Here is a 15,902-nt window from a genome sequence, read left to right as displayed (position 1 = left end):
CATCCGTAGCTCAGCTGGATAGAGTACTCGGCTACGAACCGAGCGGTCGGAGGTTCGAATCCTCCCGGATGCACCATCTTCTTATAAAATAACAGCCAGCCGGATGTTTCTGGCGTCGCGGATAAAACCGTTGGCACCAGGGTGGATAACTTTGCTTTAGCAACGGCCCGCAGGGCGAGTCGAAAGACGAGTCATCCTCCCGGATGCACCATCTCTCTGCAAAATCTCCACTCATGTTCTACAAGCTCCACCTCTTCTGAAAAAACGTATTCTGCGAACCCCCTTCCAGTAAAGGCATCTCAGCTTTCTCTTGCCAGCAGCGACAAAAAACGCTGTTTACGTTAAAGTAACTGTTTGTTATCCGCTTTGTGAGAACATGATGTACGAACGTTACGCTGGTCTGATTTTTGATATGGATGGCACTATTCTGGACACCGAGCCGACCCACCGTAAAGCCTGGCATGAAGTGCTGGGGCGTTACGGGATGCGTTTTGACGAGCAGTCAATGGTCGGGCTAAACGGCTCACCGACCTGGCGTATCGCGCAGTTCATCATTGAAGCTAATCAGGGCGATCTCGATCCGCATGCGCTGGCGCAGGAGAAAACCGCAGCGGTCAAAGCAATGCTGCTGGATTCAGTGCGCCCTTTGCCATTAATCGAAGTTGTAAAAGAGTGGCACGGCCGTCGTCCCATGTCGGTGGGAACCGGCAGTGAAAGCGCTATTGCAGAAGCGCTATTGGCGCACCTTGGCCTGCGTCACTATTTCAATGCGGTTGTTGCCGCCGATCATGTTAAAAATCACAAACCTGCACCGGATACTTTCCTGCTTTGCGCCCAACAAATGGGCGTGGAGCCGACGCAATGCGTAGTATTTGAAGATGCAGATTTTGGTATCCAGGCAGCGCAGGCCGCCGGTATGGATGCAGTTGATGTACGCTTATTGTGAGTGACAGCCTGTCGCTCCTGTCATTGTTTGCCAGTAGCTTCCTCAGCGCCACGCTGTTGCCCGGCAATTCTGAGGTTGTGCTGATTGCGATGCTGCTCTCTGGTGTCAGTCAGCCCTGGCTGCTCGTAGTAATAGCAACAATGGGTAATAGCCTTGGAGGGCTGACTAACGTTATTCTTGGGCGTTTCTTTCCGCAGCGTAAAACATCGCGCTGGCAGGAAAAAGCGACTCACTGGCTCAGACGTTACGGCGCGGCAGCGCTGCTTCTGAGCTGGATGCCTGTTATAGGCGATGTGCTGTGTCTGCTGGCGGGCTGGATGCGCCTTTCATGGGGACCAGTGCTGTTTTTTTTATGCCTTGGCAAGGCGTTACGCTATATGGCGATAGCCCTGGTAACGCTACAAGGTATGACGTGGTGGCACTAATTGGACTGAGTGAGTGACCTTTAATCGTCAACCATTACAATTATGCTTAATAAAATGATTATTACAGGCGGGAGGTCAACTTGATCCCGGACGTATCACAGGCATTGTCCTGGCTGGAAAAACATCCTCAGGCAGTAAAGGGGATCCAACGCGGTCTTGAACGTGAGACGCTGCGCGTAAACGCAGACGGCTCACTGGCGACCACCGGTCATGCGGCGACGCTCGGCTCTGCCTTAACTCATCAGTGGATCACCACTGATTTTGCGGAAGCACTTCTGGAGTTTATTACGCCGGTCGATAGCGATATCGACCATATGTTGACGATCATGCGCGATATTCATCGCTACACCGCGCGCCAGATTGGTGACGAGCGGATGTGGCCGCTGAGTATGCCGTGCTATATCAAAGACGGTCAGCAGATTGAGCTGGCGCAGTACGGCACCTCCAACATCGGTCGCCTGAAAACGCTCTATCGCGAAGGGTTGAAAAACCGCTATGGCGCGCTGATGCAAACCATTTCCGGCGTGCATTATAACTTCTCGTTGCCGATGGCATTCTGGGAAGCGAAAAGCGGCGGTACCGATAAAGAAACAGTATCCGACGGCTATTTCCGCCTGATCCGTAACTATTACCGTTTTGGCTGGGTGATCCCGTATCTGTTCGGTGCGTCTCCGGCAATCTGTTCGTCGTTCCTGCAAGGGAAACCGACCACGCTGCCGTTTGAGAAAACGCCGAACGGTATGTATTACCTGCCGTATGCCACATCGCTGCGCTTAAGCGATCTGGGCTATACCAATAAATCGCAGAACAATCTGGGCATCACCTTTAACAATCTGCACGATTATGTGGTGGCGCTGAAGCGGGCGATAAAAACGCCTTCGGAAGAGTACGCTAAAATTGGTCTGAAGAAAGACGATAAGTATCTGCAAATCAATACCAATATTTTGCAGATCGAGAACGAACTGTATGCGCCGATTCGCCCGAAACGCGTGACCCGTAGCGGTGAAACACCGTCGGACGCGCTGCTGCGCGGCGGCATTGAATATATTGAAGTGCGCTCGCTGGACATCAACCCCTTCACGGCGATTGGCGTTGACGAGCAGCAGGTTCGTTTCCTCGATCTGTTTATGGTCTGGTGCGTGCTGGCCGATGCGCCGGAGATGAGCAGCGACGAACTGCTGTGTACGCGTACAAACTGGAATCGCGTGATTCTTGAAGGCCGTAAACCTGGGCTGACGCTGGGTATTGGCTGTGAAACCGCGCAATTCCCGCTGGCGAACGTCGGCAAGGATCTGTTCCGGGATTTGAAACGAGTGGCGCAGACGCTCGATGGCGTGTACGGTGGCAACGAATACGAACAGGTGTGTGAACAACTGGTCGCCAGCTTCGACGATCCGGAGCTTACCTTCTCGGCGCGCATCCTGCGTTCGATGATCGATAACGGAATTGGCGGCACCGGCAAAGCGCTGGGCGATCAGTATCGTTCACAGCTTCGCGAAGAGCCGCTGGAAATCCTGCATGAGGAAGATTTTATCGCCGAGTGCAAAGCATCGCTGGCGCGTCAGGCAGAGGTTGAAGCCCGGGATACCGAGTCATTTGAAGCGTTACTCGCGCGTCACGCCTGACAGAAAAGAAAAAGGCCACATCGCTGTGGCCAAAATTTCATCTCTGAAAATCAGGGATGATGATAACAAATGCGCGTCTTTCATATACTCAGACTCGCATGAAAAAGAAGAGTTCATTTTTATTTAAAAAAAATCACTGTCGGAGGTGACTAAATGCCATTGTTGGATAGCTTCACTGTCGATCATACCCGTATGGAAGCCCCTGCTGTCCGTGTAGCCAAGACCATGGACACGCCGCATGGCGACACCATCACCGTATTCGACCTGCGTTTCTGCGTGCCTAACAAAGAAGTCATGCCGGAAAAAGGGATCCACACGCTTGAGCATCTGTTTGCTGGTTTCATGCGTAACCACCTCAACGGAAACGGCGTTGAGATCATCGATATTTCGCCGATGGGTTGTCGCACGGGCTTCTACATGAGCCTGATTGGCACGCCGGATGAGCAGCGCGTTGCGGATGCGTGGAAAGCGGCGATGGCCGATGTGCTGAAGGTGAAAGAACAGAGCCAGATCCCGGAACTGAACGTCTACCAGTGCGGCACCTATACCATGCACTCGCTGGAAGAAGCGCAGGAAATCGCTCGTCACATTCTCGACCGCGATGTCCGCGTTAACAGCAACGAAGAGCTGGCCCTGCCGAAAGAAAAATTGCAGGAACTGCACATCTAGTGCTGTCATTGTAGCGCCCGGTAGCTAGCTTACCGGGCCTGCTCTCTCGCCACCAGCGGCAACCCGATGACGACCACTTTAACCTTCTCCTTTACGCACCGCCCTCTGCATCCCTTCGCCCATGATTATCAGCACGGCGACAGCGAACCGTGGCATCAGCACGACTGCGCGCAGCTATTGCATAGCCTGAGCGGCGTGGTACGCGTGGATACCGCTGCCGGGTGCTGGGTCGTTCCGCCAGGTCGCGGCGTGTGGTTGCCCGCCGGAACACAGCATGCTATCCGCATTACCGGCAGCGTCGCAGCCCGCACGCTGTTTATCGATCCGCTGGCCCGCGCCGATCTGCCTGCGTCCTGCCAAATCGTGCAGATCACGCCGCTGCTGCGCGAACTCATCGTCGCCGCTTTCGATCTGGCCCAGGAGTATGCGCCCGGCAGCCGTGATGAACGCATCTATGAACTGATTCTGGATGAAATCCGCGCCATGCCGGTGTTGCCATTTCACCTGCCGGAGCCGCAAAGCGCAGCGTTGCGCCAGCTCTGCGAACAGATCCGCGCCGAACCGGGAGTAAGCTGGAGCAGCGCGCAGTCAGCCAGCCTGACGAACATGAGCGAGCGCACGCTGAACCGGCATTTTCAGCAGCAAACGGGGCTAAGTTACGGCGAATGGGTGCGACGCGCCCGTTTATTGGCGGCGCTGTTGCGCCTGGCGCAAGGGCAGTCGGTACTGCGCGTGGCGCTGGATCTGGGATACGGCAGCCACAGCGCTTTTACGGCGATGTTCCGCCGGGTGATGGGCGTCTCACCCAGCGATTACTTCCGCGAACCTTCCCTTTAGCCCACCGCGTTCAGCAACGCCTGTAATGAGGCGCGCGCGACATCATTATCGATCCCCACGCCCCAGCGGCTGCTGCCGTCCTGGTACAGGCAGCGAATATATGCCACTGAACGGCTGTCGCTGCGCGCGCCAAGCGTATGCTCGTGGTAATCCTTGATGACAAACGGTTTGCCCAGCCACGGAGCGATGGCGCTGGCCGCCGCCGAAAGTAAGCCATTGCCGCTGCCGGTCAGCTCGCGCGTTTTACCTTCCCGCATGACCGTCGCCGTCAGGCGCAACTGACCATCCTGCTGGCTGTCGCTGCGATAGCGTTGCAGCGCCAGCGGCGGCGAAGGTATAAGACCGTAGCGATTGCGGAACAGTTGCCACAGCGCATTTTGCGTCATCTCTTTGCCGTGTTTATCCGTCTCCTGCTGCACATGCTGGCTAAAATCCTGTTGCAGGGCGCGTGGCAGTTTCAGGCCATGGTTCTGTTCAATCAGCCAGGCGCTACCGCTTTTTCCGGACTGGCTGTTCACACGGATCACCGCTTCATAACTACAGCCAATATCCTGCGGATCGACCGGCAGGTAGGGCATCTCCCAGCGGCTGCCCGCTTTACGGGCATCGAACCCTTTTTTGATCGCATCCTGGTGTGAGCCGGAAAACGCAGTATAGGCCAGGCTGCCAGCCCACGGATGACGCGGGTGTACCGGCAGTTGGTTACAGCTTTCCACCACTTCCACCACGCGCTGCATATCGCTGAAATCGAGTTGCGGGCTGATCCCCTGGCTGTAGAGATTCATCGCCAGTGTTACCAGACAGACATTACCGGTACGCTCACCGTTACCAAACAGACAGCCTTCAACGCGATCGGCTCCGGCCATCACCGCCAGTTCTGCGCACGCAACGCCGGTACCGCGATCGTTATGCGGATGCACACTAATGCACACGTCGCTACGGCGGCTGAAGTGGCGGCAGAAATGTTCAATCTGATCGGCATAAACATTCGGCGTACTGACTTCAACGGTCGCCGGCAGGTTAATGATCATCGGGCGTTCGGCGCATGGTTGCCAGACATTGGCCACCGCTTCGCAAATCTCCAGCGCGAAATCGGCTTCGGTAAAGCAAAACGTCTCCGGCGAGTATTCATACTGCCAGCGTGTTTGCGGATTCTCTTCGCACAGCCGGCGAATCAGCTGCGTGGAGCGCGTCGCCAGCTCGACAATTTGCGCTTTCTCCATGCCAAATACCAGGCGGCGAAACAGCGGTGCCGTGGCGTTGTACAAATGAATTGTCGCCTGTCTGGCTCCGTGCAGCGAAGCAAAGGTTCGGTGAATTAAATCCTCCCGCGCCTGGGTTAATACCTGAATCGTCACATCATCGGGAATGCGCTGCTCTTCAATCAACTGGCGAACAAAGTTGAAATCCGTTTGCGAGGCCGAAGGGAAAGCTACCTCAATCTCTTTAAAGCCGCACGCCAGCAGCAGTTCCCAGAATTGCAGCTTGCGTGCGCTGTCCATCGGTTCCGCCAGCGCCTGGTTACCGTCGCGCAGATCGGTGGAAAGCCAGCGCGGCGCATGGGTAATGCGCTGTTCCGGCCAGCGGCGATCGGGCAGGGCGAAAGGGATAAACGGGGAATATTTTTCTGCGGGTTTTTTCAGCATGTGATGCGCTCCTGTTGTCTTTTCACCATCGTGAAGCGATTTCAGGAGCGCTGCTTTATCGGAACTGACAACCACTGTCGCGTTCTGGACAAGGCGCGGTAAAAATCAGTGCGCGCCGCCTCCGCCGCCACCGGCGCCGAAAGGGGGTTTGGCAAACCACACCAGGCTGAGCAGGATCAGGAATATGCCCGCCGAGAACCAGAAAATCTCATTGGCGGAAATGATCAGCCCCTGGTTAGTGATCTGCTGCGCTATCCAGCCGGACGCCTGCTGTTGCGACATCCCCATGCCTTGCAGTTGGTTATACATCTCCTGCGCATTGGGGTTGTACGGGGTGACCGACTCGGTGAGCTGCGCGTGGTGCAGCGATTCCCGGTTAGTCCACAACGTGGTGGTGATCGATGTCCCAATCGAACCGGCCAGCGTACGGGTGAAGTTCGACAGGCTGGACGCCGCCGCCAGTCGCTCAGGCGGCAGGCCGGAGAGCGTAATGGTAGTGAGCGGCATAAAGAAACAGGCCACGGCGAAACCCTGAATAAACTGCGGCCACGCAGAAGCGCCAAAATCCATTCCCGGTTCGAAGGTGTACGCACGCCAGTAGAAGCACACCGCATACATAATAAAGCTGAAGGTCACCAGACGGCGCATATCCAGCTTATGGGCGAAGCGGCCAATAATTGGCGACAGCAGTACCGGGATTACCCCGACAGGCGCGGAGGCCAGGCCCGCCCACGTTGCCGTATAGCCATAGACTTCCTGCAATAGCTGCGGCAGCAGAACAATCGCGCCGAAGTAGAGCATATAAGCAAGGCTGATACAGAGGCAGCCGATGGTAAAGTTACGCGACTTAAACAGCGACAGATCGACTATCGGGTTTTCATCGGTCAACTCCCAGACCACCAGGAAGCTGATCGACACCACGGCGACAATCGTCAGCACGATGATCTCCGTCGAGTTAAACCAGTCCAGCTCTTTGCCCTGATCGAGCATTACCTGCAAACTGCCGATACCGATAATCAGCAGCGCCAGACCAATACCGTCAATGCGTCGCTGTTCGGTTCGCGTCTCACGGCCGCGCAGGCTTTGCAGCGTCAGCAACACCACCAGCGCGCCGATCGGCACGTTGATAAAGAAGATCCAGCCCCAGTGGTAGTTATCGCTGATATAACCGCCAAGGATCGGCCCGCAAATCGGCGCGACGATCACCGTCATTGACCACAGCGCCAGCGCGACGGAGCGTTTAGCGGGCGGGTAGTTGCTCAGCAACAAACTCTGGGAGAGCGGGATCAACGGCCCGGCGACAATCCCCTGGATCACGCGGAAGAAGATCAGCATCGTCAGGCTGTTGGAGACGCCACACGCCCAGGAGGCGATAGCGAAGGCCACCGTTGACCACAGGAACAGCTTTACTTCCCCGACACGCTTTGCCAGCCAGCCGGTGATCGGAATCGAGATGGCGTTTGCTACCCCGAAAGAGGTGATCACCCATGTCCCCTGGCTCAGTGACGAGCCAAGGTTGCCAGCGATCGTGGGAATCGCCACGTTAGCGATGGTGGAGTCCAGCACCTGCATGAAGGTCGCAAGCGACAGCGCAATGGTCATAATGACCAGTTGCGCGCCTTCCAGCGGTTTCTGTTGCATTGCACTCACCTCAGATTAACCGGCGTTGGCTTTCACGATGTTTTCGATCAGCGTGTTGACCGGCTCAAGGCTAATCTCCCGGGCGTTGCTTTCATACGCCGGGCTGCTACGCACCTGGCTTGCCAGTACCTGACCTTCACGATCGGCGGTATCGACCTTCACCAGCGTAGAGAGACCGATACGCAGCGGATGATCGGCAAGTTGTTTGGCATCCAGCTCAATACGTACCGGCAGGCGCTGAACCACTTTGATCCAGTTACCGGTCGCGTTTTGCGCAGGCAACAGTGAGAACGCGCTGCCGGTGCCCATATCGAGTCCGACCACTTTCCCGTTGTAGGTTACTTCATCGCCATAGATGTCGCTGACCACGGTTGCCGTCTGACCAATACGCATATGCGCAAGCTGTGTCTCTTTGAAGTTAGCGTCCACCCACAAATTGGTGGCAGGAACAACGGCCATTAATGCGGTGGTTGGACTGATTTGCGCGCCAGGCTGTACCGCGCGGCGCGAAACGTAGCCGGTGATTGGGCTGACGATCTTCGTACGTTGCAGCGCCAGCCAGCTATTGCGGACTTCGGTGGCGGCTTGCTTAACGGCCGGTTGATCTTCCAGCGGCGTATCAAGCACGATCGCCTGGTTGGCGTTGTATTGCTGAATGGCAACATCCAGATCGGCCTGCGCGCTGGTCACGGCATCACGGGCGTGTTGCAGCTCTTCGCGGCCAATCAAATTGGCAGTACCGAGTGGAATACGACGGTTTAAATCACTCTGCGCCTGGGCGAGGGCGGTTTTTTTCACTTCGATGCTCGCCAGCAACTGCTTGCTGTTGATCATCGACTGGCGGGTTTGACGAACGCTACTTGCCAGACCGGTCTGCGCTTTTTCAAACGCCTGCTGCGCATCGGTGGCATCCAGCGTAACCAGTACATCTCCCTGTTTTACAAAATCGGTATTGTCAGCCCAGACTTTCGTCACGCTGCCGGATACCTGCGCCATGATTTGCACCTGGTTCCCTGCTACGTAAGCATCATCGGTTTCTTCATAATGACGCAGTACCAAAAACCAATAAATCCCATATGCCACGGCAATAACAACAAAGAGCAAGGTCAGCATCAGAAGGGCGCCTTTACGTTTGCCTTTCTTTTTGACCGGTTGCTGCGGGGTTTGACTCTCCGCATTTGCGCTCATGCTTTTCTCCACGATCTTATTTTTTGATGTCGGCACAGCCGACCTTCCGTTAGAAAGGCCAGCATCAGGCTGGCCCTTATATTCTTATATCCTGGATATTCGAGCGGCTTGTCGCGTTAGCGCAGCGCCTCAAGAATGACGTCGTCTTCGTCCATCTGGTCGAGACGCGTAAGTAACTTGCGTGTGATCTGCTCAAGCTGGTCTTTCTCCGCTTCGCTCAGGGAAGACCACAGTTGATGCAGGCAGTTGTGCTGCGGGGGCAGAACCTGACGCAGGAATTCGTGACCTTTATCGGTCAGTTGCAGATGCAGGCAGCGGCGATCGTTATCGCTTTCGCGACGCTCGATCCAGCCGCGTTTTTCCAGTTCATCGGCGATACGTGTGGCATTGGTACGTGAAGAACCCAGCGCGCTGCTCAATTCAGACGGCTGAATGCTGTGGTTTTCCTGCGACTCCAGCGTGATCAATGCCATAAACAACGTCTCGTTAATACCCTGCGCTTTCAGCATTTTGTTGCGGTTTTCCAGCAGCTTACCCTGCATGTGCATGCAAAGACGGGTGAGCAAAATCTCCTGAAACGGAAAATCCTCATAGCGGCTGGCGCGAAACTTAAGCATTTGCTCTATGGGCGTAAACGAACTATCCATTTGTGTATGACCTCATTAATTGCAGTCGATATAGTAACGACAGTGACAAATAAAGTAAATGTATTATTGCTGCTAATAAATTTGCCTCATCTATGCATCCGTCAGCAGTTTCCATGCGATTCCGTACGCAAGTGCGCTCAGTAGCGTGGGGAGAATAATGCTGCGAGTTTTCCAGAAACTCAGGCCCAGTACCGCGAAGCCAATCAGCGTTGGTAACAGGCGGCGGCCGTCATGAATAATCTCTGGTACGCATGACACCACCAGCAATGAACAAATAGAGGCGATGCCGATGGTGTCAAGCAGGATGCCGGCAACCCCGCGTTTTGTCGGATTTGGCCGCCCGACGCGAACGCGCAGAGGAAGATAGCGAAATAAAAAATTAACGCCGCCCACCAGCAGACCGAGCAGTAAAATTTCATGCCTCATCGGGAACACCCTGATAAAACGCCTGTACCAGCGCGGCAACGCAGCCAGAACCGATCCCGGCAAGGATTGCCGCAGGGATAGAGAACAGCGTTAAACCGGCCAGCGCGCCAAGCAGCGCGGCAGTGACGCTCGGTGTCTGGCGACGCTGGAATGATGCCAGCAGGAAGCTCATAAACAGGGCGGGTAACATAAAACCTAACGCCGATTCAACCGCTGGATACCCCTCCAGCAGGCCGCTGCCGGAAAATGCGCCCAGCACCGTTCCCGCAACCCAGGAGAGCCATGAGAATAACGCGATGCCGATCATCCAGTTTTCGCTCCAGCGACGGTTATCGCGCACCAGTTTGGTGGTCGCGGCGGCAAATACTTCATCCGTCAGGCCAAAGGCCCAGATCGCGGTTTTCGGATTTTTAAGCGGTTGCAGAATACGGCTGCGTAACGACGGGCCATACAGCACATGGCGAACATCCATCGCCATAACGGTCAGCGCGGCAACCCATAAGGTGCTGCCCGCAGCAAGCAGGGTGGTGATCACAAACTGGCTGGCACCCGCGTAGATAATGCAGGAGAAAAAGAGGCTTTCGAGAGGAGAAAAACCGAGCTTACTGGCATTCATGCCAAAGGCAAATGCAACGGGGATGTAGCTTAAAACGATGGGAAGACTGTCTTTGATGCCTTCCTGTAGCGTGGCTACTCTCACTGGCTCGGCGTCTGGAGGTATTGCTGAACTATCCATAGTGTTTGTTATATATCACCCACGTTAATATAACCGGGATAAACAAGTCCTATAACCTTAACAGACTGAAGGACTCGTTAACACCCGGTTTTTAGTGGAATGATGTAAATGTGAGCGCTTGCTTACCTCGCCACTTGCTGGCGGTGAAATCCTCGCCACCAGACCAGCAGATTCAGCAGCGCCAGCGTACTGCCCGCCGCACAGACGCCCGTCCAGCCCGCATGCTGCCAGGCGGAGGCAGAGATCAACGAACCCGCCGCGCCGCCAATAAAGTAGCTGGTCATATAACCGGCGGTCAGGCGGTTACGCGCATCCGGTTTGATACGGTAAATCACCGTCTGGTTGGTGATATGCACGCCCTGCACAGTAAGATCCAGCACGATGATGCCAATAATCAGCGCGATAACCGAGCTGTGACCGAGCCAAATGGCCAGCCATGAAAGCAGCAGCAAGAGCAGACCGCCCGTGGTGGTGAGGTGCGATTTACCGCGATCCGCCAGACCACCGGCCTGACGCACGCCTAATGCGCCCGCCGCACCGACCAGACCGAACAAACCGATGACCGCTTCGGAGAAGTTGAACGGCGGCGAGGCCAGCAGGAACGCCATCGACGTCCACAGAATACTGAAGTTGGCGAAGCTCAGGCAGCCGAGCAGGGCGCGGGTGCGCAGCACTTTATCACCGGCGAATAACGTAAAAACAGAGCCCAGTAGTTGCGGATAATTGAGGTGCGTTTCCTGTTTGAGCTTCGGCAGACCACGCCATAGCGCCAGCGCCATCAGCACCATGAGTACGCTGGCGACCCAATACACCGTGCGCCAGCCGCCGAGACTGGCGAGCAACCCGGCAACGGTGCGCGCCAGTAAAATCCCCAGCAGCAACCCGCTCATGATGGTGCCGACCACTTTGCCGCGTTTATCCGGCGTGGCTAATGTTGCGGCCAGCGGCACGAGGATTTGCGCGACGACGGAAAATAGCCCGGTCAGTGCGGTGCCGAGGATCATGAAGCTCAGCGACGAACTACTGGCGGTAATCAACATGCCGCCCGCCGACAGCAGCGTCATCACCACAATGAGCGTGCGCCGCTCAAACATATCGCCGAGCGGCACCAGAAACAGCAGGCCAGCGGCATAGCCAAGTTGGGCGGCGGTGACAATAAAGCCCGCCTGATTAGGCGACAGCGAAAAGGCATGAGCGATGGTATCGAGCAGCGGTTGCGCATAGTAATTGCTGGCGACCGCAAGGCCCGTGGCGACAGACATCAGCGCAATCAGCGCCGGGCTAAGGCCGTGGTTTGCTTGTGTCATAGGAATGCGTAATCAGTAATGGTTTTTTCAGAAACCTATCATAGTCAATTACTTGAGAGGGCGTGTTGTTATCTGTGCAGTTAGCGCGGGGGGAGATTTAATTGCCGGATGGTGGTACAGCCTTATCCGGCCTTCGGGTGGTGCCTGAATTTGCAACGCTGGCGGTATATGGCGCACAGGCCGGATAAGCGAAAGCGCCATCCGGCATAAACCGAATGGCGCTTTATCAGGAGGGATTACTTCTGCGCGGCCAGCGCTTCTTTTACCCAGCCGTCAAACTGCTGCTGGTGGGCTTTGATCCAGCCGTCAACATGACCTTGAATATCCGCTTCAGAGGCTTTGCCGTCATGCATCATCGCATTCTGCGCATTGATATCGGCGATAGGCAGCTTCATCACCGAGAACAATTTCGCCGCTGCCGGGTTTTTCTCTGCCCAGGCTTTGTTGGCGACAATGTGCATGGTGTTCACCGGGAAGCCATAGTTCATGCCGTTCGGCAGTTTGGTGTCGATATCTTTCTGCTTGCCCGGCAGGGAAGAGAACGGTACCTGCAACCAGACCACATCTTTACCCGGTTTCAGCACATCGCTTACCCAGTACGGCGTCCAGGTGTAATAAAGCACCGGTTTACCCTCTTTGAAACGGGTAATGGTGTCCGCCATCATCGCCGCATAGTTGCCCTGATTATGCACCACGGTGTTGCTCAGGCCGTAAGCGTCGATCTGGTGATTAATCACCGCTTCACAGCCCCAGCCGGGCGTGCAGCCGGTCAGATCGGCTTTGCCGTCACCATTGGTGTCGAACAGTTTGGCGATTTTCGGATCTTTAAGCTGATCGATGCTTTTAATGTGGTACTGCTCGGCGGTTTTCTTATCGATCAGGTAACCCTGCGCCGCGCCGGTGACAAACACCCCGGAACGGTAGAACTTGCTGTCACCGCCTGCAGCGGCATACATGTCGTCGTGCAGCGGCTGCCAGTTAACGGCGGTAAAGGTGACGTCGCCAGCGGCAAGAGAGGTATAACCGACGTTGTAATCCACTTCGCTCGGTTTATTCACCGTATAACCGAGTTTTTCCAGCCCGCGGCTGACCAGCAGCGTCTGGAAGGTTTCTTCAGAAATGGTGCTCTGGAAGGGCTGTACGGTGATGCCTTTGCCGGGCAGGTCTGCAGCAAATGTGCTGGTAGAGACAAGGGTGGCAAACGCTGTGGCAAAAAGTACGCTATGTCGCATCGTTGTTCCTTATTGTTCAGGTGGGACGTGTTGGCCCGGCGCTGAGCGCCGGGAAACCGGTTTATTTGGCGAATGGACGGGTCAGCAGACCCAGCGGGCCGGTTTGATACCAGCGACGATTTCCACGGCTGCGGGAATCGCGGCCGACAGCCTGCGTCAGGCGGTCGAGAATGATGGCGAGGATCACAATCCCAACGCCGCCGACGGTCGCCAGCCCCATATCGAGGCGGCCAATACCGCGCAGTACCATCTGGCCAAGCCCGCCAACGGCGATCATCGAGGCGATCACTACCATGGAGAGGGCAAGCATCAGCGTCTGGTTAATTCCCGCCATAATGGTAGGCATGGCCAGTGGTAACTGTACTTTGAACAACATTTGACGCGGGCTGGCGCCAAATGAGCGTGAAGCTTCAATCAAATCCGCCGGAACCTGGTTAATACCGAGGATCGTCAGACGCACCACCGGCGGCAGGGCGAAGATAATCGTTACCACCACGCCCGGCACGTTGCCGATACCAAACAGCATCACAATTGGTACCAGGTAAACAAACGCCGGCGTGGTCTGCATGGCATCCAGCAGCGGGCGAATGATTTTCGACGCCCGTGGGCTACGCGCCAGCCAGATCCCCAGCGGCAAACCGATCACTACGCAGAACAGCAGCGCGGTCAGAACCAGCGCCAGCGTGACCATCGCCTGCGACCAGGCGCCAATCGCGCCAATGGCAATCAGCGATACCAGCGTGGCAATCCCCATTCCGGCGCTGCTCATCTGCCAGGCGATCAGCGAGAACACGATGATCGCGACCGGCGCGGGCATCCCCAGCAGCAGTTGCTGGAAAGTGCTCAGGATATAGTCGATAGGGATACGGATCCCCTGGAATACCGGGCGGAAGTGCATCACTACCCAGTCGATCCCCTGCGTTACCCAGCTATCCAGCGGGATCAGCGTCTTATGGAACGGATCCATAATGTTGAAATGTTCCGGCGCGGGCGCTGGCGCGCTGTGTAGCCAGTCGGCGCTGCTGCCGTCGGTGGGCGTGGCAGAACCGCCGCCCCAGGCATCTGCGGACTGCGCCGCGCTATCGGTCGCTGGCGCGCTATCCCACGGGTTATTTTGATCAGCCATTGTTTGCCCCCTCGCGATCTAAAGCCTGTAGCAGCATCCGTTTCGAGATGATGCCCACGTACTGTTGTTCTTCACCGACGACCGGCACGGCGCAGGGCGCCTGTCCGACATGGGAGAGCAACTCGCTGAGCGGCGTTTCCGCCTCCACCGCAAGCGGGGAGTCAATTAACGCCGCCTCGATGCCCTGGTTCTGGCTGAGCGCCGCTTTCAGGGAGTCGATGGAGACAATGCCGACAAATTTATTGCCGCGTTCAATCACATAACCGTATTCACGGTCTTCATCCTGCAACAGTTTCAGCGCCGATCGCGGGCCGAAACCAGGCGTTTTACGGATCAAACCCACCGGTGTTCGACGCGCAATATCTTTCGCGCTAAACACCTGGCTAATATCCACACCGCGGAAGAAGGTGCGCACATAATCATTGGCCGGATTATTCAATATTTCATCCGGCGTACCGACCTGTACCACTTCGCCATTTTGCATAATGGCAATCCGGTCGCCAATACGCATGGCTTCATCCAGATCGTGGGAAATAAACACGATGGTGCGCTGATGTTTCGCTTGCAGTTTTACCAGCTCATCCTGCATTTCCGTACGAATTAATGGATCGAGCGCTGAGAAGGCTTCATCCATTAATAGAATGTCCGGATTAATGGCTAATGCGCGCGCCAGACCAACACGCTGGCGCATACCGCCGGAGAGTTCATCCGGATACGCGTGTGCATAATTTTCCAGTCCGACCTGACGCAGGGCGTCGAGCGCTTTTTCCTGTCGCGCCTGTGGAGCAGTTCCCGCTAATTCCATACCAAATGCGGTATTATCCAGCACCGTCATATGGGGCATTAACGCAAACGACTGGAAGACCATCGCAATTTTTTTCCTGCGCACCTCGCGTAACTCGGCGTCTGATATTCTGGCGATATCCACACCATCAATCAGCACCTGTCCGCGGGTGGGTTCAATCAGGCGATTGAGAAGGCGTACCATAGTGGATTTACCCGAACCGGATAACCCCATGATGACAAATATCTCGCCTTCTTCAATGGCCAGACTGGCGTCTTTAACGCCAAGCGACAGACCTGTTTTTTCCAGAATCGCTTCTTTTGAAAGTCCTTTCTCAATATATTTGAAAGCCCGCTGCGGATGCTCGCCAAATATTTTATAGAGATTCTTCACTTCTAATTTAATTGCCATGCAATAAAAGAGTTCCTGTTATTTATTGTGTCGATATAATACCTGATGAGAATAATTGACTGGCTATACCCTAACATACTCAGAATCTGAGACAACCCTCAATTGCCGGGCCTGCACAATTTGACGTTTGCAGAATCGTCCCTATTTCCCATGAGATAAGGGCTGACGGCGGATGATAATTTTTTTGTATTCGTCGCGAAATCGCACCTGAAATGGAGCGCTTCAGGTGAAAATGACAAGGAAATTACAGTGTAGT

General features: G+C 55.5%; 15 protein-coding genes. 5 read left to right on the top strand and 10 right to left on the bottom strand.

Features of this window, described 5'->3' with window-relative positions:
* Positions 1-379: 379 nt before the first annotated feature.
* The 5 genes from yqaB (at position 380) to DK872_RS22550 (ending at position 4,502) form a co-directional block, all read left to right on the top strand.
* Entirely contained in the window at positions 380-946 is a 567-nt protein-coding gene (gene yqaB, locus DK872_RS22570) for a fructose-1-phosphate/6-phosphogluconate phosphatase (RefSeq protein WP_007370563.1), read from the top strand.
* Positions 943-1,371: a YqaA family protein gene (locus DK872_RS22565; RefSeq protein ID WP_007370564.1), complete on the top strand. Its 429-nt coding sequence runs from the start codon at positions 943-945 to the stop codon at positions 1,369-1,371. The genes yqaB and DK872_RS22565 overlap by 4 nt, the downstream gene beginning before the upstream one ends.
* Positions 1,372-1,451: 80 nt before the next feature.
* Entirely contained in the window at positions 1,452-2,996 is a 1,545-nt protein-coding gene (gshA, locus tag DK872_RS22560) for a glutamate--cysteine ligase (RefSeq protein ID WP_007370565.1), read from the top strand.
* Positions 2,997-3,149: 153 nt separating this feature from the next.
* On the top strand, positions 3,150-3,665 hold the full coding sequence (gene luxS, locus DK872_RS22555; protein ID WP_007370566.1) for an S-ribosylhomocysteine lyase: 516 nt from the start codon (positions 3,150-3,152) through the stop codon (positions 3,663-3,665).
* A 66-nt stretch (positions 3,666-3,731) separates the two neighbouring features.
* Entirely contained in the window at positions 3,732-4,502 is a 771-nt protein-coding gene (locus DK872_RS22550; RefSeq protein WP_007370567.1) for a helix-turn-helix domain-containing protein, read from the top strand.
* Here the strand turns inward: DK872_RS22550 and leuA are convergent.
* From leuA to proV, 10 genes are all read right to left on the bottom strand, one after another.
* The gene (leuA, locus tag DK872_RS22545; protein ID WP_161518868.1) at positions 4,499-6,148 is read right to left on the bottom strand and encodes a 2-isopropylmalate synthase; all 1,650 of its coding nucleotides are present in this window, start codon (positions 6,146-6,148) and stop codon (positions 4,499-4,501) included. The two genes, DK872_RS22550 and leuA, sit on opposite strands and share 4 nt — an antisense overlap.
* 105 nt (positions 6,149-6,253) lie before the next feature.
* The gene (gene emrB / locus DK872_RS22540; protein WP_007370569.1) at positions 6,254-7,789 is read right to left on the bottom strand and encodes a multidrug efflux MFS transporter permease subunit EmrB; all 1,536 of its coding nucleotides are present in this window, start codon (positions 7,787-7,789) and stop codon (positions 6,254-6,256) included.
* A 15-nt stretch (positions 7,790-7,804) separates the two neighbouring features.
* Positions 7,805-8,977, bottom strand: coding sequence for a multidrug efflux MFS transporter periplasmic adaptor subunit EmrA (gene emrA, locus DK872_RS22535; protein WP_071921274.1), 1,173 nt, complete (start codon positions 8,975-8,977; stop codon positions 7,805-7,807).
* A 116-nt stretch (positions 8,978-9,093) separates the two neighbouring features.
* Positions 9,094-9,624, bottom strand: a complete 531-nt coding sequence (gene mprA / locus DK872_RS22530) for a transcriptional repressor MprA (protein WP_007370571.1) — start codon at positions 9,622-9,624, stop codon at positions 9,094-9,096.
* A gap of 90 nt (positions 9,625-9,714) precedes the next feature.
* Positions 9,715-10,050 (bottom strand): L-valine transporter subunit YgaH, encoded by a 336-nt coding sequence (ygaH, locus tag DK872_RS22525; protein ID WP_035890139.1) that lies wholly within the window; start codon positions 10,048-10,050, stop codon positions 9,715-9,717.
* Positions 10,040-10,786, bottom strand: coding sequence for an AzlC family ABC transporter permease (locus tag DK872_RS22520; protein ID WP_035890136.1), 747 nt, complete (start codon positions 10,784-10,786; stop codon positions 10,040-10,042). Before DK872_RS22520 ends, ygaH begins: the two co-directional genes overlap by 11 nt.
* Positions 10,787-10,908: 122 nt before the next feature.
* Positions 10,909-12,093 (bottom strand): MFS transporter, encoded by a 1,185-nt coding sequence (locus DK872_RS22515; RefSeq protein ID WP_161518867.1) that lies wholly within the window; start codon positions 12,091-12,093, stop codon positions 10,909-10,911.
* A gap of 236 nt (positions 12,094-12,329) precedes the next feature.
* Positions 12,330-13,325, bottom strand: a complete 996-nt coding sequence (gene proX / locus DK872_RS22510; RefSeq protein ID WP_107147307.1) for a glycine betaine/L-proline ABC transporter substrate-binding protein ProX — start codon at positions 13,323-13,325, stop codon at positions 12,330-12,332.
* A gap of 61 nt (positions 13,326-13,386) precedes the next feature.
* Entirely contained in the window at positions 13,387-14,451 is a 1,065-nt protein-coding gene (gene proW, locus DK872_RS22505; protein ID WP_144133876.1) for a glycine betaine/L-proline ABC transporter permease ProW, read from the bottom strand.
* Positions 14,444-15,646, bottom strand: coding sequence for a glycine betaine/L-proline ABC transporter ATP-binding protein ProV (gene proV / locus DK872_RS22500; RefSeq protein ID WP_007370577.1), 1,203 nt, complete (start codon positions 15,644-15,646; stop codon positions 14,444-14,446). The genes proW and proV overlap by 8 nt, the downstream gene beginning before the upstream one ends.
* Between the last annotated feature and the right edge of the window lie 256 nt (positions 15,647-15,902).

Source organism: Kosakonia sp. MH5, from assembly GCF_009935945.1.
GTDB classification, from domain to species: Bacteria; Pseudomonadota; Gammaproteobacteria; order Enterobacterales; family Enterobacteriaceae; genus Kosakonia; species Kosakonia radicincitans.
The sequence above is the reverse complement of the archived record's forward strand: the minus strand, read 5'-3'. Positions and strand labels throughout refer to the sequence as shown.

Coding starts and splice junctions, on each gene's coding strand:
- luxS (WP_007370566.1), top strand. CDS start 3,150: ATGCCATTGTTGGATAGCTTCACTGTCGATCATACCCGTATGGAAGCC.
- ygaH (WP_035890139.1), bottom strand. CDS start 10,050: ATGAGGCATGAAATTTTACTGCTCGGTCTGCTGGTGGGCGGCGTTAAT.
- mprA (WP_007370571.1), bottom strand. CDS start 9,624: ATGGATAGTTCGTTTACGCCCATAGAGCAAATGCTTAAGTTTCGCGCC.
- DK872_RS22550 (WP_007370567.1), top strand. CDS start 3,732: ATGACGACCACTTTAACCTTCTCCTTTACGCACCGCCCTCTGCATCCC.
- DK872_RS22515 (WP_161518867.1), bottom strand. CDS start 12,093: ATGACACAAGCAAACCACGGCCTTAGCCCGGCGCTGATTGCGCTGATG.
- DK872_RS22520 (WP_035890136.1), bottom strand. CDS start 10,786: ATGGATAGTTCAGCAATACCTCCAGACGCCGAGCCAGTGAGAGTAGCC.
- emrA (WP_071921274.1), bottom strand. CDS start 8,977: ATGAGCGCAAATGCGGAGAGTCAAACCCCGCAGCAACCGGTCAAAAAG.
- proW (WP_144133876.1), bottom strand. CDS start 14,451: ATGGCTGATCAAAATAACCCGTGGGATAGCGCGCCAGCGACCGATAGC.
- yqaB (WP_007370563.1), top strand. CDS start 380: ATGTACGAACGTTACGCTGGTCTGATTTTTGATATGGATGGCACTATT.
- emrB (WP_007370569.1), bottom strand. CDS start 7,789: ATGCAACAGAAACCGCTGGAAGGCGCGCAACTGGTCATTATGACCATT.
- proV (WP_007370577.1), bottom strand. CDS start 15,646: ATGGCAATTAAATTAGAAGTGAAGAATCTCTATAAAATATTTGGCGAG.
- leuA (WP_161518868.1), bottom strand. CDS start 6,148: ATGCTGAAAAAACCCGCAGAAAAATATTCCCCGTTTATCCCTTTCGCC.
- proX (WP_107147307.1), bottom strand. CDS start 13,325: ATGCGACATAGCGTACTTTTTGCCACAGCGTTTGCCACCCTTGTCTCT.